At 35.8% G+C, this 20973-nt stretch carries 17 protein-coding genes; 15 read left to right on the top strand and 2 right to left on the bottom strand.

The window, feature by feature from the left end; genetic code table 11:
- The first annotated feature begins 95 nt into the window (after positions 1 to 95).
- The 6 genes from N2Z58_01345 (at position 96) to polA (ending at position 10349) form a co-directional block, all read left to right on the top strand.
- Positions 96 to 2429 (top strand): CehA/McbA family metallohydrolase, encoded by a 2334-nt coding sequence (locus N2Z58_01345; GenBank protein ID MCX7653316.1) that lies wholly within the window; start codon positions 96 to 98, stop codon positions 2427 to 2429.
- 98 nt (positions 2430 to 2527) lie between these two features.
- A complete protein-coding gene (locus N2Z58_01340; GenBank protein ID MCX7653315.1) occupies positions 2528 to 4993 on the top strand; it encodes an ATP-dependent Clp protease ATP-binding subunit in 2466 nt (821 codons plus the stop codon).
- Positions 4994 to 5015: 22 nt separating this feature from the next.
- Positions 5016 to 6398, top strand: coding sequence for a DNA repair protein RadA (gene radA, locus N2Z58_01335; GenBank protein MCX7653314.1), 1383 nt, complete (start codon positions 5016 to 5018; stop codon positions 6396 to 6398).
- 2 nt (positions 6399 to 6400) lie between these two features.
- Complete coding sequence (locus N2Z58_01330) at positions 6401 to 7267, top strand: DegV family protein (GenBank protein MCX7653313.1); 867 nt, start codon at positions 6401 to 6403, stop codon at positions 7265 to 7267.
- A gap of 24 nt (positions 7268 to 7291) precedes the next feature.
- Positions 7292 to 7675, top strand: a complete 384-nt coding sequence (locus N2Z58_01325; protein MCX7653312.1) for a carboxymuconolactone decarboxylase family protein — start codon at positions 7292 to 7294, stop codon at positions 7673 to 7675.
- Positions 7653 to 10349 (top strand): DNA polymerase I, encoded by a 2697-nt coding sequence (gene polA / locus N2Z58_01320; GenBank protein ID MCX7653311.1) that lies wholly within the window; start codon positions 7653 to 7655, stop codon positions 10347 to 10349. Before N2Z58_01325 ends, polA begins: the two co-directional genes overlap by 23 nt.
- A 6-nt stretch (positions 10350 to 10355) precedes the next feature.
- On the opposite strand, the gene N2Z58_01315 is transcribed toward polA, so the two are convergent.
- Positions 10356 to 11192 carry a DMT family transporter gene (locus tag N2Z58_01315; GenBank protein MCX7653310.1) on the bottom strand — a complete coding sequence of 279 codons (837 nt, stop codon included), beginning with the start codon at positions 11190 to 11192 and terminating at the stop codon, positions 10356 to 10358.
- A gap of 97 nt (positions 11193 to 11289) precedes the next feature.
- Here N2Z58_01315 and N2Z58_01310 point away from each other — a divergent pair, with 97 nt between their 5' ends.
- The 8 genes from N2Z58_01310 (at position 11290) to N2Z58_01275 (ending at position 18542) form a co-directional block, all read left to right on the top strand.
- Positions 11290 to 11871 carry a chromate transporter gene (locus N2Z58_01310; protein MCX7653309.1) on the top strand — a complete coding sequence of 194 codons (582 nt, stop codon included), beginning with the start codon at positions 11290 to 11292 and terminating at the stop codon, positions 11869 to 11871.
- Positions 11871 to 12392 carry a chromate transporter gene (locus N2Z58_01305; GenBank protein ID MCX7653308.1) on the top strand — a complete coding sequence of 174 codons (522 nt, stop codon included), beginning with the start codon at positions 11871 to 11873 and terminating at the stop codon, positions 12390 to 12392. The genes N2Z58_01310 and N2Z58_01305 overlap by 1 nt, the downstream gene beginning before the upstream one ends.
- 66 nt (positions 12393 to 12458) lie before the next feature.
- On the top strand, positions 12459 to 13262 hold the full coding sequence (locus N2Z58_01300) for an FprA family A-type flavoprotein (GenBank protein MCX7653307.1): 804 nt from the start codon (positions 12459 to 12461) through the stop codon (positions 13260 to 13262).
- 5 nt (positions 13263 to 13267) lie between these two features.
- Positions 13268 to 14110, top strand: coding sequence for a methyl-accepting chemotaxis protein (locus N2Z58_01295; GenBank protein MCX7653306.1), 843 nt, complete (start codon positions 13268 to 13270; stop codon positions 14108 to 14110).
- A gap of 26 nt (positions 14111 to 14136) precedes the next feature.
- Positions 14137 to 15264 carry a hypothetical protein gene (locus tag N2Z58_01290; GenBank protein MCX7653305.1) on the top strand — a complete coding sequence of 376 codons (1128 nt, stop codon included), beginning with the start codon at positions 14137 to 14139 and terminating at the stop codon, positions 15262 to 15264.
- On the top strand, positions 15264 to 16499 hold the full coding sequence (locus tag N2Z58_01285) for an SLC13 family permease (GenBank protein MCX7653304.1): 1236 nt from the start codon (positions 15264 to 15266) through the stop codon (positions 16497 to 16499). Before N2Z58_01290 ends, N2Z58_01285 begins: the two co-directional genes overlap by 1 nt.
- Before the next feature lie 24 nt (positions 16500 to 16523).
- Positions 16524 to 17810 carry an ArsB/NhaD family transporter gene (locus N2Z58_01280; protein ID MCX7653303.1) on the top strand — a complete coding sequence of 429 codons (1287 nt, stop codon included), beginning with the start codon at positions 16524 to 16526 and terminating at the stop codon, positions 17808 to 17810.
- Positions 17811 to 17834: 24 nt separating this feature from the next.
- Positions 17835 to 18542, top strand: coding sequence for an endonuclease V (locus tag N2Z58_01275; GenBank protein MCX7653302.1), 708 nt, complete (start codon positions 17835 to 17837; stop codon positions 18540 to 18542).
- 35 nt (positions 18543 to 18577) lie between these two features.
- Here the strand turns inward: N2Z58_01275 and N2Z58_01270 are convergent, their stop codons facing one another.
- On the bottom strand, positions 18578 to 19804 hold the full coding sequence (locus N2Z58_01270) for a family 10 glycosylhydrolase (protein MCX7653301.1): 1227 nt from the start codon (positions 19802 to 19804) through the stop codon (positions 18578 to 18580).
- 330 nt (positions 19805 to 20134) lie between these two features.
- On the opposite strand from N2Z58_01270, the gene N2Z58_01265 reads away from it, so the two are divergent.
- Complete coding sequence (locus N2Z58_01265; GenBank protein ID MCX7653300.1) at positions 20135 to 20800, top strand: hypothetical protein; 666 nt, start codon at positions 20135 to 20137, stop codon at positions 20798 to 20800.
- Positions 20801 to 20973 lie beyond the last annotated feature (173 nt).

Genomic DNA, 20973 nt, shown 5'->3' with positions numbered 1-20973 from the left:
CGTACCTGAGAAATCCTATAGCTTCTGCTCGCCAAATATGGTATAATAATATGCTACAAAACTCAATCCAAATATTTCCAGGGAGTGGAGAAATTATGGAAAAAGCTTTTAAAAAAGTTCTTTTCATTTTTGTATTTGCATTAACTGTTTCAAGTGTTTTCGCAAATGATTACAAGTACTCTAATTTAAGAATCTTTTACGGAAATTTACATTCACATACCTTGTTTTCCGATGGCAGAGGAACACCGGAACAAGCTTATCAACACGCTTCAAAGTACGGAGATGTACTTGCTGTAACTGATCACTGCTACTTTTTGAAGATCTCTATAGATGGTAAGTCAAAGACGTACCTAACCCAACAGGCAGCACGAAATTCTTCAATTAATGGAAAATTTGTTGGATTACAAGGTTTTGAATGGACAGCTGGATCTGGCCACATCAACGTTTATGAAACTTTAGAATATATAAGTAGAGATGAGAAAGGTGATTTAAAAGATTTTTACGAATGGATAATAAAAGCCAAGAAACTTGCACAATTTAATCATCCCGGAGTAACCTTTGGTAATTTTCAAGACTTTTGGTTTGTACCAGAAGCCGATAAGTATGTCAACCTGATAGAAATAGGAAATGGTAACTCTCCAGATAACGACACGATTTCCCAGGAAATGTACAATAATTTTATCTTAGCACTCAACAGGGGTTGGCACCTTGGTCCAACCGCCAACCAGGATAATCATAGACAGGATTGGTTAAATGCAAATGATTCAAGAACAGGAATTTTAGCAACGGAGTTAACTTACGAAGAGATAATGAATGCATTGTGGAATAGAAGAACATTCGCAAGTGAAGATAAAAACGTCAAACTTTATGTGTACGGAAATGACAGTACAATGGGAAGTATACTGTACGATGCTACGCAATTAACTTTACGAATAGTATACGAAGATATCAATGATCCTGTTGAAAAATTAGAGGTTATATCTCAGTCTGGTTCGTTTGAGATTACAGATGTTACTGGAAAAGATAAGTTTGATTTTGTGAAAGTCTTCTACGTTCCAGATGGATACGAATGGTACTTTGTGAAAGTTGTTCAAAAAGATGGTGATGAAGTAATATCTGCACCAATATGGACAGAATCAAGCTCTTCCGTAAAGGTTAACTATCTTAGGTTGGGACCAAACAAACCAAGAGTAGGTCAGGAAGTTAATTTCGTTTTTGATATTTATAATACAAACAATAAAATAGAGGAAGGTGAATTAAAAGTACTCCTAAATGGCAAGGTGATCTTGCATGAGAAGTTATTATTCAAACCTTACGATATTTTCCGAAACAAAACTGTAAACCTCGGGACTTTAACTGCTGGAAGTAAGAAGATCGAAGTTTTATTTGATGGAAAAAACATTCAGTCGTTTAATTTTGAGGTTCTTGAAAACACAGGTCTTACTATTCTAATTGACAAATTGCATGAAAATGAATTTACAGAAGAGTTCAAGAGGTTCGTTCATCTACTCGAAAATAGAGGAGACTTAGTAGTATACCCTGAAACCATGCTTGTAGATTACAACGATGTTGATGTGATAATCATACCAGGACCTTCAAAGGATGGATTAAGCTTTTTCAAAGAATTATTACCTGCAGAGATAGAATGGTTAAACAATTTTCCAAAAAAAATATACATCCTCAAGGGAAGTGATGAAGAGTATTTCAACGTTTATTTGTCACTCATAAAGTCTGCATCAGCTGTTGTTAATGTGCAAGAATTTTTCAGCATTTTCAAACTTACTGAAGTTAGAGATAACGTAATACAGCATCCGAATGTCGTTTACATTGACGTTGGACATTCGAATGATTATACAAAAGACAAACTAACACTGCTTGAGAAATACCTTATGGGTATTGGTTATCAAATAGACTATATCCAAAAGATCGAAGCTTTAAATGGAAAGTATCTTGTAATTATGAATGGTAAAGACTATTCAATCGAAGAGATCAAAAATGCAGTACTTTTTGTTAAAAATGGTGGCACATTAATAATAACATCGAAAAGCGATTATCAAAACGGTGGGAATACAGAAGATTTAAACACCTTTCTCGATTTTATGGACGCACCTGCACGGTTTAACGACGACCAAGTCGTTGACGAGATTAACAATTACGGTACAAACTTTAAAATACTTGCAAACAACGTAAGGTTTTACTCACCGTGTTCAATAGTCCCATATGGAGAGTTCACTATGCTTGTTACATCAGATACAGCAAAAAGTGTAGATTCAGATGGAAGATATGACGCTGTAAAGGTTGATAAGATAATACTCGCTGGACAGTTTAATTACGGCAATGGACGTGTTATCCTACTTGGTAAAGCAATTTTTTCAGATTACGATTTCAAATATAATGAAGAATTTATAAAAAAATTTCTGTTCAAGTGAATTGATGTTATATCTTTAACATAGATAGCGGGGGATGTACCCGCTTTATTTTTTTAATTGAATATGGTATAATTATTTTGAAATTTGGAGGTGAACATATGTTTGATAGATTTTCAGAGCGATCTGCAAAAGTGTTTGTAACTGCTCAAGAAGAGGCAAAAGATCTTGGACACTCTTATGTTGGAACGGAACACTTGCTACTTGCAATTTTGAAACTTAATGATAAGCCATTATCAGGAATACTCGAAAGATATGGCTTAACTTATGCAAGAGTCAAAAATGAAGTCATCTCGATAGTGGGACTTGGTATGCGAGGTTTTATAATGTCCCCGCAAATGACACCAAGAGCACGAAAAGTTACAGAGATAGCTTTTGAAGAAGCAAGAATGTCTGGTAGCGATAAAATAGATCCAGAACATTTACTATTGGGAATCCTTCGCGAAGGTGAAGGTATAGCTGTGCATATTTTGAAGAAATTAAACGTTAATATTCAATCGCTTAGAAAGGAAATTGCTGAGAACATATCCGATGAAGATTATTTCGAAGAAAATCAGACATTACCCTCAACTGAAGAGCCTGTAACGTCGCCCGCTGTAAGACAATTGGAAGGATTTGGAGTTGACTTAACCGCACAGGCGTTGAAAGGTGAACTTGATCCTGTGATTGGTAGGGAAAATGAAATAGATAGACTGATGCAGATATTGGTTAGAAGAAAGAAAAATAATCCCGTTTTGATAGGTGAACCTGGTGTTGGCAAGAGTGCTATCGTTGAGGGTTTAGCTCAAAAAATCGTATCAGGAGAAGTTCCTGAACCACTTAAGGGAAAAACAATATTTTCCCTTGATGTTGCAGCTATTGTGGCTGGAACGAAATACCGTGGAGAATTTGAAAAAAGAATGAAAAAGCTTCTCCAAGTGGTTAAAGGAAACAAAGATATAATACTCTTCATAGATGAGCTACATATGATCGTTGGTGCAGGGTCTGCAGAAGGTGCTGTAGATGCTGCAAATATTCTCAAACCAGCTCTTGCACGTGGAGAGTTGCATTGTATTGGCGCAACAACACCTGATGAATATAGAAAATACATAGAAAAAGATGCCGCGCTCGAACGAAGGTTTCAAAAAATATACGTCCAAGAACCAACTCCTCTAATGGCCCTTGACATATTGAGGGGATTAAAGGCAAAATATGAATCACACCACAAGGTTAGATACACAGAAAAAGCACTTGAAGCAGCTGTTTATCTTTCCCAAAGATATATCACCGATCATTTTTTACCGGATAAGGCTATAGATGTCATAGATGAAGCAGGCGCAAGAACGCGTTTGAAGCTATTTTCCATGCCAAATGAACTACAACTTTTAAAATTGCAGATTGAATCGGTCAAAAATGAGAAAGAAAACGCCGTTAACATTCAAGATTACGAAAAAGCTGCAGAATTGAAAGCAAAAGAACAGCAGCTCAGAGAAAAATTCAATGAAGAGTACAACAAATGGAGAAAGAATATTGAAACTATTGTTGCAACAGTGGATATAGCAGATATTGAAGAAGTAGTTGCCGGCTGGACAGGAATACCTCTTAAAAAGCTCGAAGAAACCGAGAAAGAAAAATTATTAAAGTTGGAAAGTGCCCTTCACGAAAGAGTAGTTGGACAAGATGAAGCTATCGGAGCAATTGCCAGAGCTATAAGGAGGGCACGAAGCGGATTGAAAGATCCGCGTCGACCTGTCGGAGTGTTTCTGTTCCTCGGTCCAACAGGTGTGGGTAAGACTGAGCTTGCGAAAGCTCTTGCAGAATACTTGTTTGGTGATGAAAAAGCATTGATTAGATTTGATATGAGTGAATACATGGAAAAGTTTTCTGTGTCACGTTTAATAGGAGCACCTCCGGGTTATGTAGGTTACGAGGAAGGCGGCACATTAACAGAAAAGGTCAGAAGAAGACCTTTCTCTGTTATTTTGTTTGATGAGATCGAAAAGGCACATCCAGATGTGTTTAATATACTTCTTCAAATAATGGATGATGGACGACTTACAGATTCGCAAGGACACGTTGTTGATTTTAGAAACACTATAATAATAATGACAAGCAACATTGGTGGTACGGAAATAGTAACATCCAAAAAGAGCTTGGGATTTGTCGACGAAACTTCACATGAGCGAGAATTTAACGAAATGAAAAACAAGGTTATAGAGGAAGTTAAGAAGGTTTTCAAACCGGAATTTATAAATCGTGTAGACGAGATAATAGTCTTCCATAAACTTACAAAACAGCATATAGAGCAAATTATAGAGATTTTACTTAAGGATATTAGGGCACGACTCTCTGAGAGAAAAATTTCGCTTGTACTCTCACCAGAAGCAAAAGATTTTCTTGTAAATGTAGGATACGATTCCGTTTATGGTGCAAGACCCCTGAAGAGAGCTATTCAAAAATATATAGAAGATCCTCTCTCTGAAGAACTGTTACGTGGAGATATAGAAGAAGATAGTGAAGTGTACGTCGTGCCAGAGGATGATAAACTCGTGTTTTTGAAGCAGAAAAAGGAAGTTCAAAAGGTTTAAGAATCCAAAAAGGTAGGGAAAAATGGCTAGAGCAAAGATAATTTACGTATGTGACAAGTGTGGTTATGAATCACCTAAGTGGTTTGGAAGATGTCCGTTATGCGGTGAATGGAATAGTGCAAAAGAACTGAGCTTAAAGGAATCTTATGCAGAAAGATCAATTAGGGAAGATAAAGCGAGGGTGGAGATGCCCCATCCTCGTTTTTTTGATGTTAGTTCTGCAATGCAATCGTCTGGGGAATTACGCATAAAGACAAACATAGAAGCTATTGATGAACTTCTGGCTGGTGGGATAGTTGCAGGTCAGGTTCTACTTCTTGGGGGAGAACCTGGAGTTGGGAAAAGTACATTAGCCCTTCAGATTTGTAACTCAGTAGCTATTAATACGGACAAGAAAGTTTATTATGTATCTGGTGAAGAAAGTATATCACAGATCGGTCTGCGTGCTAAAAGGTTAGGTATAAAGAGTAACAATCTGTTTATTACTTCTGAGACTTTAATCGAAAATGTACTGAGTGACATTGAACCAGAAAGTGCTGAACTGTTGGTAATAGACTCAATACAAACGATTAGTAGTGCAGATATTGACGCCCCGGTAGGTGGTGTAGTACAGATAAAAGCAGTGGTTGAGAAAGTTCGAATATTTTCAAAAAAATATGGAATCCCTTCTATTTTGATAGCGCACGTTACCAAAGAAGGGATAATTGCCGGTCCGAAACTTGTCGAGCATGTTGTGGATACCGTGATATATTTTGAAGGCGAAAAAACCACCGATTACAGGATCTTAAGAGTACAGAAAAACCGTTACGGACCAAGTGGAGAGCTTGCTATACTCCAAATGACACACGAAGGATTACAAGGTGTTTGCGAAGATAAGTTGCTAACTTATACACAAACTGCTGGTAATATATTCACAAGTGTTTATGAAGGCATCCGACCTTTCAACGTCCAAATCCAAGCACTTGTTTCGAGAGTGAAAGTATCTTCTGGGCGCAGAATTTCGCACGGTATCGATGTGAGAAAAGTTATCATAATATCTGCGGTTTTGTCAAAGCACTTGAATTTGCCACTTGAATTTCACGACATCTACATGAATGTATCCGGTGGTATAAGCGTATCTGATCCAGGCTGTGAGTTAGCGATTGCTGGAGCTATTTTGTCGTCTTTTTTAGATACCTTTGCTGGAAACGTTTTTATGGTTGGAGAAATAGGTCTTGACGGAAGCATTAGACCTGCGGTGAATATCTCAAAGCGAATAGAAAATGCCAAGAAACTACCAGTTAGTTTGATAGTAGCTCCGTCTTTTAACTTTTCAAAATTACACGATGAGAACGTAAAGATTGCGAGTGTGAATCACATCAAACAATTACTTAATTTAATAATCGAATTAAAGAAGGGGGAGTAACTATGCAAAAGGTCAAAATCTTGGTAGACAGCACTTCAGACTTTCCAAAAGAACTGTTAAGTACTTTGGATGTTGATATAGTACCTCTTTACGTCAACTGGCCAGATGGTACAAATGAAAAAGATGATACAAGAGATTTCGATGAGTTAAAGAGATTTTATGAAAAGTTGAAAACTGCCCCGGAACTTCCTAAAAGTTCTCAACCTTCAGTGGAAGATTGGAAAAACAAATATGAGCTGGTAAAGCAGCAAGGATATGAAGGAATACTTGTTATAACAATATCCTCTGCCATGTCAGGTACATTTAACAGTGCACTGCTTGCTGCCCGAGAAGTTGACATACCTGTAAAAGTAGTTGATTCGAAGATGGCTTCTACAGCTATATCTCCTATGGCAAGGTATGCAAGAGAATTACTGAACTTAGGGGTTGGATTAGAAAAAACAGCCGAAGAACTTGAGAAAAAGATTTCTGTAAAGGGATTCGGAGCGTTTTTCTACGTTCAGGATTTCAATTTCTTGGTCAAAGGTGGCAGAGTAAGTAGATTCGCTGGCTTTGTAGGTTCGTTGCTAAAGATTAGAGTGGGAATATACATAAACGAAGAGGGAAATATGGTTCCTTTTACAAAAACAAGAGGATTTAAAAGTATTGTGGACGAGTTACTAAAAAAAGCAGAAAATGAGGGATTTACAAAAGGCAGTGAAGTTGATATATACCTTGTTAGTTGTGATAATCTTGAAGAATTAAAGGAAATTGAAAAGATCTTGCTTGAACACTACAAAGTAAAAAATGTATATTACACACCAACAGGAAAGGTTATATCAACTCATGTAGGACCCGGTCAAGCAGGTTTTGGAATCGAGAAATATTAAAGATTGTTTGCGGGGGTATTGAAGATGTCTTCAATGGAATTTAACACGCTTGAAGAGTTTAAGAAATTTAGAGAAAGAATGAACCAGGAGATATTGAACAAGGGTACAATAAACACAAAACGATTCTGGGCACTTGACAATGCTGTGTATAAAGAAGGTGCGCTTGACAGTAAAACTAAAGAATTAATGGGACTTGTAGCATCCTTAGTCTTAAGATGTGATGATTGCATTACATATCACATGATAAGATGCGCGCAACTAAACACTTCTGACGAAGAATTCTTTGAAACGTTCGATGTAGCGCTTATCGTTGGTGGTTCCATAATAATTCCGCATCTACGAAGGGCTGTAAACACCCTACTAGAAATTCGGAGGATGCAGCTTAATGGCGAGAGTATTTCTATTTGATGGTACAGGATTGCTCTACAGAGCATATTTTGCGATAGATCAAAATCTCTCAACCACAAAAGGAGTTCCAACAAACTCCTTATACGGACTCGCAAGAATGCTGCTAAAATTCATAAAAGAAAACATTAAAATTAACGAAGACTACTGTGGATTCGTTCTTGATGTTAAAGGTGGTAGCACCTACAGAAAAGAATTGTATGATAAATACAAAATGCATAGGCCAGAAACACCAGAACCTCTTTTGAAACAAATAGAGTTGGCTGATGAACTTGTGGAAGGTTTCGGGATAAAGGTACTTAAACTACCAGGATACGAAGCTGATGATATAATAGCAACCCTCGTAACTATTTTTGAAAGGGATAGATTAAAATATAACATAGAAGAAATCAACATTATTACAAGTGATAAAGACATGCTGCAACTCGTGAATGAAAATGTTCATGTGTGGCGTATTGAAAAGGGTGTGACAGACATAAAAAAATACACTGTCTCGGAAGTTATAGAAAGATTTGGTGTTGATCCATCCCAAATCAAAGAATACTTGGCTTTAGTGGGAGATACTTCCGATAATATTCCAGGTGTACCTGGAATAGGTGAGAAGACTGCCATTAAAATACTAAAAGAATTTGGGGGAATACAGGAAGCTTTAAAAAACACTTCGAAGATACCTGAAAAACTTAGGCAAACTCTCCAGGCTTATCTTGAAGATTACGAACTCAGTAGAAAGCTGATTGAGCTTAATACAAATGTAGAAATTCCGATAGAGCCAAAGAGTCTATTGTATACAGGATTTCACGAAGGAAAACTTCTTGAGATTTTAAAAAAATTCGAGTTTTCAAGCATAATTAAAGAACTCAATCTTTCTACGAACTTACTTAAGAAAGCAGATTATAAGGTTGTCAACGATGAGAAGACTTTCAATCTGCTTATAGAGGAAATTTTAAAATCAAAAAAGATAGCCTTTGATTTGGAAACTACATCCTTAGACCCTTATAACGGTAAGATTGTGGGAATTTCGATAGCTGTTGACGAGGGTAGGGCTTTTTATGTTCCTATAGCGCACGTTGGTTCTAAGAACCTTGGTGCTGAGCAAATTAGAAAGCTTTTTGAATTGCTCTTTGATGGTACGAAAAACTTAGGTGGACATAACGTTAAGTTTGATATGAAGTTCCTTAGGAGAACTGGAATAGAAAGCTACACACCATCATTTGACACAATGATAGAAGCTTATTTGCTTAATCCAAATGAAAAAAGGTTTAACCTCGATGAACTTTCCCTAAAACTCTTAGGACATAAGATGATCTCATACGAAGATGTTGTAAAAGGTTCATTGCCACTTTTTGTAGGTGATTTCTCTTACGTACCTGTTGAAACAGCAGCTAAATATTCATGCGAAGACGCTGATATGTCTCTAAGGATTCACAATATCCTTTATCCATTGATTTATTCACACGAGATGACTGACTTGTACGAAAAAATAGAGTTACCACTGATTTGTGTACTTACAGACCTTGAGTTAAATGGTGTTTATTTTGACACAGAATATCTTTCCCTACTCTCGAAGGAGATGGACAAAAAATTAGCTGCACTATCCCAAAGAATATTCGACATAGCAGGTGAAGTTTTTAACATAAACTCTCCAAAGCAATTGGGATACATACTTTTCGAAAAGCTAAACTTGCCGACTGTGAAATCGACAACAACGGGTGCTTACTCGACAGATGTTGAAGTACTCGAGTACCTTTCTAACGAATATGAGATCGCAAAACTCTTACTTGAGTACAGAAAGATTCAGAAACTGAAAAGTACATATGTTGATGCAATTCCATCTATGGTAAATAGAACTACAGGTCGAGTACACGCTTCTTTCAATCAAACCGGTACTGCAACAGGTAGACTGAGTAGTTCTGATCCCAATCTCCAAAATCTACCTGGTAGAACAGACGAAGGTAAAGAAATTAGAATGGCTGTTAAACCGCAAAAGGATGGATGGTACATACTCGGAGCCGATTATTCACAAATCGAATTACGTGTTCTTGCACATATAACGGAAGATCCTGAGTTGATAAAAGCATTTAGAGAAAACAAAGATATACATCTTGAAACTGCTAAGAAGATATTTAACGTGAGTGAAGAATTTGTTACTGAGAATATGAGAAGGATAGGTAAAATGGTTAATTTCGCGATAGTATACGGAGTCTCACCTTACGGACTTTCTAAAAGAATAGGGTTGGATGTAAAGGACACCAAACGTATGATTGAAGCCTACTTTGAAAATTACAAAAGTGTTCAAGAGTATATATCGAGCGTAAAAGAATTTGCAAGAAGGAATGGATACGTTAAAACACTTTGGGGAAGGAAAAGAGAAATCCCACAAATCAATTCAAAAGATCAGAGTATCAGATCGGAAAGTGAGCGAATAGCTATCAATACTCCAATACAAGGTAGCGCAGCTGATATCATGAAAATTGCAATGATAAACATCCATAAGCGCCTCAAAGAAGAAAAGCTAAAAACCATTATGATCCTGCAAATTCACGATGAGCTTGTATTTGAAGTACCAGAAAATGAAATTGATAAAGTCAAGTCAATAATCAAACACGAAATGGAAAATGCAGCACAGTTAAAGGTACCTCTGGTGGTTGATATATACATTGACAAATACATGCTGTAATTTGGCTCAGTAAATAAGTATAGCCCCCGTAAATAGCAACAAAGCCGCAATCAATCTTAGACCTATTTCCTCTTTCAGCAAGAGTTTGGCAAAAATCATTGTAACAAAAACAGAAAGCATGGAAAGAGGTTCAGCAACACTCACTCCAAGATAGTCAAACGCATTAAGAAGAGCAACGTAAGAATAAGCGTTGCAAATTCCACCGAGGATGAGGTGGAATATTTTTTCTTTTACAATTTTCGTATAATCAGTGAGTCTACTTCCAGAAATCAATCCAAAAATGAATATATACGTACTTATAACAAGGTACACTCCAACCGAGTAACTAAGTGGTGAAACGTTCTGCGTGATCTTTCTATCTATTATTCTTCCAAAAGACATAAGTAAGGATGCAAAAATCATCGCTACCGCACCTTTACTCTTGAGTAAGTTTTTGTAAGATAAAAAGACACTGCTTTCTTTTTTCAAAAAGCTTACTCCGTAGATCATGAGTAAAGCACCTATGAGTTTCTTAATACTAAACGGTTCACCTAAGAAAACAGCAGATAAAATTACTAAAAAAATGGCATTCAAATTGTACAAAGGAGCAACAACGGAAGTATCCTCGTGTCCAAGTGCGTATGTATACAATGAGAAAGAAAACGAATAAATAACACCACTTAAAGCAGATTTTGTAATTACATCAATATTTATGGTTTTAAAAAACGGAAAGAACGACAGAAAAGAAAAGAAGAAAAATCCCCAAGCTGCTACGAACGTGGGTGAATCTTTTGAAATCTTGTTACCTGCGATCCTCTCGTACCCCAGCAGCAATATTCTCAGTGCCATCCATAATATTCCCATAACTGTACCTCCGTAGTATAATTTTTTATAACCATCACTTGTTAATTATAATATAACATACATCTTTGAAAAAAGAAGGAAGGGGTTGATTGGCAAAATGGTCAAATTAAAAAAAGAAGGTACCACTCTCTCGTTGTGGAAAATATTCTCTATAACTGCTAAAGTAGGAGGTGTGACAATAGGTGGAGGATACGCAATGGTACCAGTAATAAGAGAAGAATTTGTAACTAAAAATAAACTTCTTTCAGATGAAGAATTCACATCTCTTTTGGTAATAGCTCAATCTTTGCCAGGACCAATTGCTGTTAATACTTCGGCACTTGTCGGTTACAAACTTCGAAAAATTCAAGGCACGATCTCCGCAGTAGTAGGGGCTATATTCTTTCCTACATTAATCATTCTTGCCATAGCCGCCTTGGTTTCAAAGTTTTATAACATTCTTTCCCCTTTTTTAAGAGGTATGAAAATCCCTCTGTTTTCTGTACTGTTAGTATCTGTTCTTAAAATGTGGAAAAGTAACGTAAGAGAAATTGAAGATATAATTATTTTTATTATATCTTTTACTTTTGTGAGCTTTTTCAAATTGAATCCTGTATTTATTATATTACTTACCATATTTTATTCACTAATAAGAGGTTCTTTTAAAAATAGAGATAATGTAAAAGAAGGTGATCGGTAGTGATTTATTTTAAGCTATTTCTGACGTTTCTTCAAATTGGTGGTGTAAGCTTCGGTGGTGGATACAGTATTTTGAAGGTGATAAGTTATTATGTGGTAGAAACAAACAAATGGTTAAGTTTAGACGAATTTAACGAAATAGTCGCAATCTCTCAATCAACTCCTGGTCCAATAGGAATAAACGCCGCTACTTTTGTAGGATACAAATTAGGTGGAATATTTGGATCGCTGATTGCCACAACATCGGCTATATTGATTCCAATAATTCTATCTTTAAGTGTATTTTTTCTTTACTCAAGGCACAAAGAGAACAATAGTATTAAACTTATAATTTCCAAACTTAAACCCGTTATTGTTGCAATGATATGTTCCGCTGCACTTAATTTCACAAAAGATGCTTTCAGTAATCTGTTTTCAGTCGTATTCACCGTTATATCAACAGCTCTCTTATTGTATTTAAAATTAGACACCATCTTTCTTTTTTTACTTTCAGGGATATTCGGGCTCATTATTTTTAAATAAATATGGTATAATTAAAACAAGATTTAATTTCAAGATTTAATTTTTCTGGTCTCGGGGGTCAAATTTATGAACCTTAAAAACGGAGGTGACAACATGTCGAAAGAAGGTATTGAAAATGTAACGTTATACGATGATGGTGTTCATAAATTCATTTTTCTTGCCTGGGAAGAAAAAGAAGAAGAAGGTATAGTACAAACTAACCAATACATAATCGTCGATGGCAACGAGGCTATGTTACTCGATCCCGGAGGGGCCCATGTGTTTCCGAGGGTATTAGCAAATGTGTCTGAGATAGTTGAACCAAGTAAAATAAAATATATATTTTTCACACACCAAGACCCGGACGTTACATCTGGGATAACTCTATGGCTTTCAATAGCTGAGAACTCCAAGATATATATATCAGCACTTTGGACAAGATTTTTACCGCATTTTGGAATATACGACCAGCGGAGGGTAGTTCCAATACCAGATCGAGGAGAAAAGCTGAGGTTACAATCAGGAACTGAGCTTGAGTTTATTCCAACTCACTATTTACATTCAACAGGAAACTTCACCTTATACGATCCGAGGGCGAAGATACTTTTCTCAGGTGACTTGGGAGTGGCTGTTTTTCCAAAAGGACAAAGGTATGTTTTTGTAAAAGACTTTTCAGAACATGTAAAATTGATGGAATTATTCCACAAAAGATACATAACATCCAGTGTGGCTTTAAAAAAATGGCTAAGCATAGTTGAAAAAAAGGAGATAGAGATTGTTGCCCCACAACATGGAGCTATATTTAAAGGTGAAAATGTGAAAAAGCTATTTGAGTGGTTTAAGAATTTGAGATGTGGAATTGACATAATAGATGAAATTTACGGTAGGTGAGTACAATGCCGAAAATAGATAAAGAGACTCTTGAACAAATATCTTCTGCTTTTTTCGCCGAAAACCTTATGACCTCGTTTATGTCACAACTTGACGAAGCGTTGATTTCGCGAGTCGAAACGGTTAAAGCAAGCATCGAAGAACTACAAAATGTTTTTATTGAAATGCAAAATAGGTTGCAAAACATGGTTTTGCAATTCGATAAAGAAGCAAGAGAAATTACACAAAGCATTGCTCAATCCCAAAAAGTGAACGAAAGGATAGTAAACGAACTTAGAAAATCAGGAGCCGATATAAATAAAATTAACGAAATTGTTATGAACTCCGTAGAAGAAACAGCAAAAACCTTGGGAATGTTTGGTAATGTAGAAAATATGGTTGTGGAAATAACAAAAATTGCTAAGCAAACAAATTTGCTGGCTCTTAATGCTTCAATAGAAGCAGCAAGAGCTGGAGAATTTGGAAAAGGATTCGCAGTGGTGGCATCGGAGGTTCAGAAACTTGCCGGAGCGTCAAATCATGTTGCAAAGGAAATTACCATTCAAGTCAAAGAATTATCTAAATCTGTTTCCGCAGCACTTGAAAGTATAAAATTAGTTGGTGAAATATTTACAACAGTTCAAAATTCTTTCCAAGAATTGCTTAGCTTTATGCAGCAAAATGCAACATTACTGTCTCATGTTGCAAATATTTTGGAAAACACTAAGGGAGAACTCTCAAGCGAAAATGAAAATTTCTCAAAAGCAGTAAATGTTATGGAAAGTGCAACAAATAAGTTTGACACACTCTCCAGAGTTATCTCTTCAATTGTAAAGGCTCAAGTTAGACTTAAAGATCTTAAGCTTTGAAAGTGTCAAGAGGGAGTTGGGATATTTTGGTAAAGTCTGAAAAGATTCAAAAAATTATAATCCTTGCATTACTCTCAACACTCTCTACGATCATATTTTCTATTTCACAAAAGGCAATTGAATATTATTCTGCCGCTGAACTTTCTTACAAATCAGGTGATTATACCACAGCTTTAAGGAATTACGAACTGGCATTGACAACAGACCCTACTATTGAAGGTTTCGATTCGTATGTCAAATTTAAAATGGGTATATCTGCTTACATGGTTGGTAACTACGATAAAGCACGTAGTTATCTGAGTAGTTACAACACGGGATTTGTAAAAGAACTACTTTCATCTATCGATAAACGACAAGCCCAAGACGAATGGAAGAGATGGATAATGAAACACAAACCAGCTCAATCTGAAATCCCCACACAAACTTCTTACGTTACACCAAAAAGCAAACCTATAAATTTCATGCTTCCTATAATTGTCTTTTTGATTATCTTTGTTACTTTGATAGTTGCCGAAATAAGAATACTCAAAATAAGAAAACGAGTAATAGAATTACCTCTGAAGCCAGAGCAAGCTAGAGATGTCGTTTCTGTTCAACCAGTTGCACAGACTACCGAAGAACGTAAGAAGGAAGTATTAGTTGAAGCTGAGGGAGTAGAACTTATACCTGAAAATGCAAAACTCGTTGATTTTGAGACACTTTTGAGCAGTGACATCGATGTATTTAAAGAATTACTTGAAGCTTCGACAAGTACAGAAGAAATAACGGAGGTCTTAGCAAAAGAGGAACAAAAGACAGAGGATCTTGTTATCCAAAAGAATGTTGAAGAAACGATAGAAGATAGAAAGATACTCATAGAAGAAGTTCTACACGAAAGTAAACAACTTATCGATGGCTTACTACCTGAAACTAGAGCTGCTGTAGAAACTTCGGCTGACGTTTCCGTAGAATTATCTGGTTTGGAATCAAAGTTCATAGAAAAGTTAAAGGAATATGTAGAAAAGTCCATAACCGAAAGAGCTATGGGCATAGAGGAGCTTGAAAAGATCCAAAAGGATTTTTCTTATTTTGATGACTTGGAGAAGATAACTGATGAAGACTCAAGGTTATTGGTAAAGAAACTTGTATCCATTCACAGAGGTGAAAACAGTTGATGTTTTTCGTTTTGTTTCTATACATATTAGCGTATGTGTTAATACTGTATAAACCAAAAGTCTCTTCGGTTTCAACCTTATTACTTGGATCAATTTCAATGTTTTTGTTGAATCAGTTCGATTTTGAAAAGGCTGGACGTGTTATAGATTTTAATACATTATCGATACTTTTTGGTATGATGTTGATTGTTTCTGTCCTGAAAGAGAGAGGAGTTTTCACAGGTATATCGGAGTATATCATAAAAGCAAGCAAGGGAAATTTCATTACTATGCTTATTCTAATAAACATTGCCATATTTTTTCTCTCGGCATTTCTGGATAACGTGACGACAATATTGATCTTCATACCCATCCTTTTCTACATCTCCGACACACTTAATCTGGATCCAAAGATGTTATCAACAAACGCTATTCTCTTTTCAAATATAGGTGGAATGACCACTGCTATTGGTGATCCACCCAATATAGTTATATATTCTGTCTCAAAACTTCCGTTTACGTCTTTCTTCGTTAACCTTTTACCAGTTGGAACAGTCTTACTTATCACTCAGCTATTCTGGTTAAAAAAAGAGCTGAAATTGGTATCTATCAAAATACCAAATGACAACAATTATTCAATAACGAACTCTTCTTGGATTTGGTACTTATGTTTTTTCATGACCACTATTCTGACAATGGCTTTTCACGATAAATTGAATATGGAGCTTGGTACAGTTACGCTGTTGTATGCACTGATACTGCTTTTTATTGAGAACTCAGACTTTCATTCAAAAGTGCAGGAAATTGATTGGGACACCATTTTTCTCATAGTTGGTCTGTACATGTTAAATTGGAGCTTAGAATCCCTAAGTATCTTCGATAAATCAATATCATTTTTCAAAAATTTTCAACATTCAGTTCTGTTACCATTAATAATTCTATGGTTCTCGATCTTACTCAGTGGCTTTTTGGGTGCTTTACCTGTTACTCTCATTTTTGTAAACATTGTAAGAAAGTTGGCTTTTCACAATCCAAGTTCAGTACTTTACTGGGCTTTAGCACTTGGCGTAGGCATAGGTGGAAATCTCACACCTGTTGCTTCTATGTGTAATATAGTTGGTAACAATTTACTTAGAAAGTTAAAAAACGAGGAATTAAGTTTCTTAAAGTTCACACAAATTATGTTGAAACCGGTTCTTTACGGTGGTATAATCTCAACTGTGTTCATATTAATTAAATGGTATTTGCGAATTTAGTTGAATTATCGAGGTGAAGAAATCTTGAAACTAATTGTCCTTATAACATTTGGGCTTGTGCTTTATTTCGTTATAACAGGAAAGATCAACAAAACCATCGCTGCCATGGTAGGCGCACTAACCTTACTAACAATACGTGTATTCCCTGACCCTTACGAAGGTTTGCAAAAATCTATAGATATAAATACTATTCTTTTCTTGATAGGTATGATGATCTTTGTAAGAGTCATGGAAACATCTGGCATATTTCAATACATAGCAATTAAAACTGTCAAAGTTGCAGGAACAAGCTTAAAGAAATTATTTTTTGCAATGACCTTTATTGTTGCGATCGTTTCATCTTTTATAGATAACGTTACTACGATATTGATATTCGTTCCTGTAACATTTGCAATAACAGATATCCTTGAAATCGATCCACTGCCATTTGTACTTGGAGAGATATTTGCCTCAAACATTGGTGGAACTATGACACCTATTGGTGACCCACCAAACATACTTATAACATCTGCAGCCAGAATACCATTTATCGAATTTTCAAAGTATATGGTACCGGTTAACTTTCTAATCCTTTTCTTGGTAAACTTATCCTTAGTTTACATGTCGAGAGAAAACTTCAAAAAGGTTTTCTCAAAGGAATTTTTGGCTGAGTTTGATGAGAAAAGGGCTGTCACAAATAGGCGGAGATTTATTCTTTCAGGACTATTCATGGTGCTTGTCATATCATTATTCATCTTTCAAAAGCAACTTAAACTTGAGAGTTCTATCATAGGACTGATTGCAGGATTCTTTGGATTGTTGTTATTTGAACCTCAAGAAATTACACCATTTTTGGAGAAGGTTGAGTGGGAGGTCATATTCTTTTTCTTAGGATTGTTTGTTGTTACAGGCGCTATGGAACATGTTGGTCTCATGAGAGATATTGCTGATTTGCTCGTTGACATTTCTAAGGGTTCAAATGTTATTCTCTCGTCTGTAATCGTGTGGGTATCGGGCATATTGTCAGGCTTCATCGATAATATACCATTTGCGGCAACCATGATACCAGTTATAAAAGGATTACCGGCAATAAATCCTTCAGCATTTTCCAATATAACACCTTTTTGGTATGCCCTTGCGTTGGGGGCTTGTCTTGGTGGGAACTTAACACCCGTTGGAGCTTCAGCAAACGTTGTTGGATTATCTTTGCTGAAAAAATATAAAGGTGAGGAGGTTAAATTTATTCAGTTTGTTAAATTTGGATTTGTGGCAACTATCATCAGTCTTGTAGTATCAAATATTTACACACTGATTCTTTTAAAAATTCTGTAATACCAAAGTTCAATAACATAAATTATGAGTAAAGTAGAACACAACAAATCTAATTTCTATTCTAAGGAACACATAAATAGATTAGAAGAAGTACAGAAAAAATTGGCTGAAAAAGTTATCTTAACTCCCCTTGACGAATCGACAATAAATCTTATCGCAGGGGTTGATGTTAGTTACATTAATGGATTTTCAATAGGTGTGGTGGTTTTGTTAAATAATCGATTGGAGGTTTTAAAGGTTATTTCTTGCATTCAAAAAACATCTTTTCCTTACATTCCTGGTTTCCTTGCATTTCGCGAAGTACCGGTTATCTTAAGGGCATTCAAAGAACTTAGAAAGGATAACTTCATACCTGATGTAGTATTATTTGATGGTCATGGTATTGCACACCCAAGAAAACTAGGCATAGCAAGTCATGCTGGTGTTTTGCTCGACATCCCAACTATCGGAGTTGCTAAAAGTAAACTGTATGGATTTTGTGACATCCCAACACAACCAGGTGAAGCAACGTACGTTACAGACAAGAGTGGCAATATTATTGGTTATTGTTATCTATCAAAACCTAAGGTAAAACCTATTTTTATCTCTCCTGGTCATCTTTGCGATATCGAGAGCTCTCTAAGATTTGTAAAATCAGTCACAAAGCATTACAGACTCCCAGAACCTACCAGAATAGCCCATCTGTATTCTCAGAGAATAAAAAAAGAACTAAGATCAAAGATTAACATTTGATCTAACAACTAACTCTTTTTTCTTGCTTATATTAATCAAAATGAAGTAGGTTGTATTGGTGGTAATACATTTTCAGGCGTAGAAGATATAGTTGAAGATGATTCTGGTGTTACAATTGGTGAGTTAATCTGAACATTTTGGGCATTCTGAAAAATGTTAACACCTGATACAACCACAACGGATTTTTTTACGTCTTCTATCATAACATCTTCAAAAGAAAATATTATAATTTCATTTGGTTTCAATGCTTCCAAAGACCTAGCTGTTTCTACTATCTTCGATGGATCTTTTCTCATATTCATTGCCCCGATACCTATTCTCACTCTTGATAAATCACCTAAGCGATTAAACGTTGAAGTTGCGATTGACAACACATCTTTTGGATTTGAGCTGTAAGCCATAAGACAAACATAATCAATGTATCCTCCTTTTACCCAACTGACCCAGTCTTGAAACTTATATCTTAGTGCTTCACTCTGATAATTAGCAAAAACGGCAGCTGACAAATTTTTACCATACTTTTTTACTGATTGATACACTTGTCGAACGGTGAGATTTACTTGAAGTGTCCTAAACTTATCGAATGCGTCCAAAGACTCCAATAAAGTTTTGCCTTTTGAATATTCTTTGTAAAACTCCTTGTAATATTCAAGAGCAATAGGGTTATATCCAAAGTTGGAGTGTGGATATCTTATAAAATCAAGGTGTATTTCATCAACAGCATACTTTCTTGCTATTTCACTTGCCACAGAAGCTACGTAGTCTCTTACCTCTGGAATTCCTGGATCTAAAAACAAACCCTCAACGTATCCGTTTGCTCTCGTGTAACTAAGTAAACTCACACCTTCAGAATCGTAGGTTATCCATTCAGGATGTTGATTTACAACGTGTTTTGGGCTTTTCGGTCTTGAGTTAAAGGGCCAGACGTAAAACGTATTCATCCAGGCAGAAATTTTTATGTTCAATGGCTGAGCGCGCGAAATGATATAACCAAGCGGATCAAAATCATCAGGCTGAGAGTTTAATGCCTCAGAACGAGGCAAAACATCTGATTTATAGTAGGCATCCATCCTACCAACAACCTGGACATACAATCTTTGAGCACCAACTTCCGCTGCTATTTTGATCACATTATCTATTCTTTCAGGTGAAGTAATTTGATCACGAACAACCCAAATTGCAAGAGGCTGGGAAAAAGTCAAAACTGAAAACAAAAATAAAATGATAGGTATAACTTTGTTCAATACTTTTTTTCTTTCCACGCGTATCCCTCCAAAATGTTAGTTTGAAAAAAGAATATAAAAACGATTGAAAGGATAAGAAATAACTATATAAATCTCAAACCTAATTTTGATTACCGAATTTATTATAGTCTGAAACTAAACATTGTCAACAACAATTCATACCTAATTTTCAACAGGTCATAGACATTCTTACAGAACATACGTTATGTTAGCACTAAATACTTCTAGCAGTTATTCAAGTCGATGGTAAATAGTCATGTTTTAAGGATTTTTTAAGCTTGATTCGTTATCATAAATGTGAAAATCACAGATTGTACAACAACCATAAATCAGTAGGAGGTGAGATGTATGAGAAAGGTTTTAGGTGTTTTGTTTACGGTAGTACCGTTAGTTTTGTCCTTAGCAATTCAAGGTAGTTTTGCTTCTTTGAGTAATATACTCACGCTTGAAAAGTCAAGTTTTGAACTTTCTGGTCAGGTCAAAGAAGTTGTTATGGGCTTAAAAGGTAACGGTTACGTAACAGTTACCTCAGAGGGAACCGATGTAAGAATTCCTCTTTCATTTGCAAACCCTACAGCTGTTAAAGTGGGCTCATCAATTTCTGTGAAGGGCACCAAAACTACTTTCGTTGTTCCCATTTATATAGAAACCTCAGGTTACAGAATTCAGTTGAGACTAAAGCCTATAAGAGATACCCTAGAGTACGTAACGCTTAGTTTCAAAATTAAAAAGATCGAAATATCAAAGACAGATGCCACACTAATTCTTGCCGATGATAAGGGAAAAGAAATAAAGCTTCCAGCTCAAGTTATTCCAGTTTGGAGAAACCTAAAAGTAGGAGACGATTTCAAAATTACTGGTGTCAAAAGAACTTCAATCGTACCAGAAAGCATCGTTATAGATGGTGTAAAGTACAAATTTAGTCAGCAACCTTTAGATGGTTTTCAAAAAGCTATAATGTTCCAAAGTCCATTTGGAGGACACATGATACGCGGTTTTAGAAGGTTCAAATAATAATATTTATAAAGATTAGCAAGATTAAACATCCAAAGTGCCCTTTCAGGGCACTTTTGCCTATTTTAAAATATTTCTAATGGTTTTGCTATGGAAATTCTCTTTAGTATACCGTATTGATCTTTAACAAATTCATGCTTATGAAAGATTTTTATGTTAACAATTGCAACTTT

Source organism: Fervidobacterium sp. (assembly GCA_026419195.1).
Lineage (GTDB): Bacteria > Thermotogota > Thermotogae > Thermotogales > Fervidobacteriaceae > Fervidobacterium.
The sequence above is the reverse complement of the archived record's forward strand: the minus strand, read 5'-3'. Positions and strand labels throughout refer to the sequence as shown.

Excerpts from the sequence above, each read along its gene's own strand:
- N2Z58_01345 (MCX7653316.1), top strand. The coding sequence starts at position 96 with ATGGAAAAAGCTTTTAAAAAAGTTCTTTTCATTTTTGTATTTGCATTA.
- N2Z58_01340 (MCX7653315.1), top strand. The coding sequence starts at position 2,528 with ATGTTTGATAGATTTTCAGAGCGATCTGCAAAAGTGTTTGTAACTGCT.
- radA (MCX7653314.1), top strand. The coding sequence starts at position 5,016 with ATGGCTAGAGCAAAGATAATTTACGTATGTGACAAGTGTGGTTATGAA.
- N2Z58_01330 (MCX7653313.1), top strand. The coding sequence starts at position 6,401 with ATGCAAAAGGTCAAAATCTTGGTAGACAGCACTTCAGACTTTCCAAAA.
- N2Z58_01325 (MCX7653312.1), top strand. The coding sequence starts at position 7,292 with ATGTCTTCAATGGAATTTAACACGCTTGAAGAGTTTAAGAAATTTAGA.
- polA (MCX7653311.1), top strand. The coding sequence starts at position 7,653 with ATGGCGAGAGTATTTCTATTTGATGGTACAGGATTGCTCTACAGAGCA.
- N2Z58_01315 (MCX7653310.1), bottom strand. The coding sequence starts at position 11,192 with ATGGGAATATTATGGATGGCACTGAGAATATTGCTGCTGGGGTACGAG.
- N2Z58_01310 (MCX7653309.1), top strand. The coding sequence starts at position 11,290 with ATGGTCAAATTAAAAAAAGAAGGTACCACTCTCTCGTTGTGGAAAATA.
- N2Z58_01300 (MCX7653307.1), top strand. The coding sequence starts at position 12,459 with ATGAACCTTAAAAACGGAGGTGACAACATGTCGAAAGAAGGTATTGAA.
- N2Z58_01295 (MCX7653306.1), top strand. The coding sequence starts at position 13,268 with ATGCCGAAAATAGATAAAGAGACTCTTGAACAAATATCTTCTGCTTTT.
- N2Z58_01285 (MCX7653304.1), top strand. The coding sequence starts at position 15,264 with ATGTTTTTCGTTTTGTTTCTATACATATTAGCGTATGTGTTAATACTG.
- N2Z58_01275 (MCX7653302.1), top strand. The coding sequence starts at position 17,835 with ATGAGTAAAGTAGAACACAACAAATCTAATTTCTATTCTAAGGAACAC.
- N2Z58_01265 (MCX7653300.1), top strand. The coding sequence starts at position 20,135 with ATGAGAAAGGTTTTAGGTGTTTTGTTTACGGTAGTACCGTTAGTTTTG.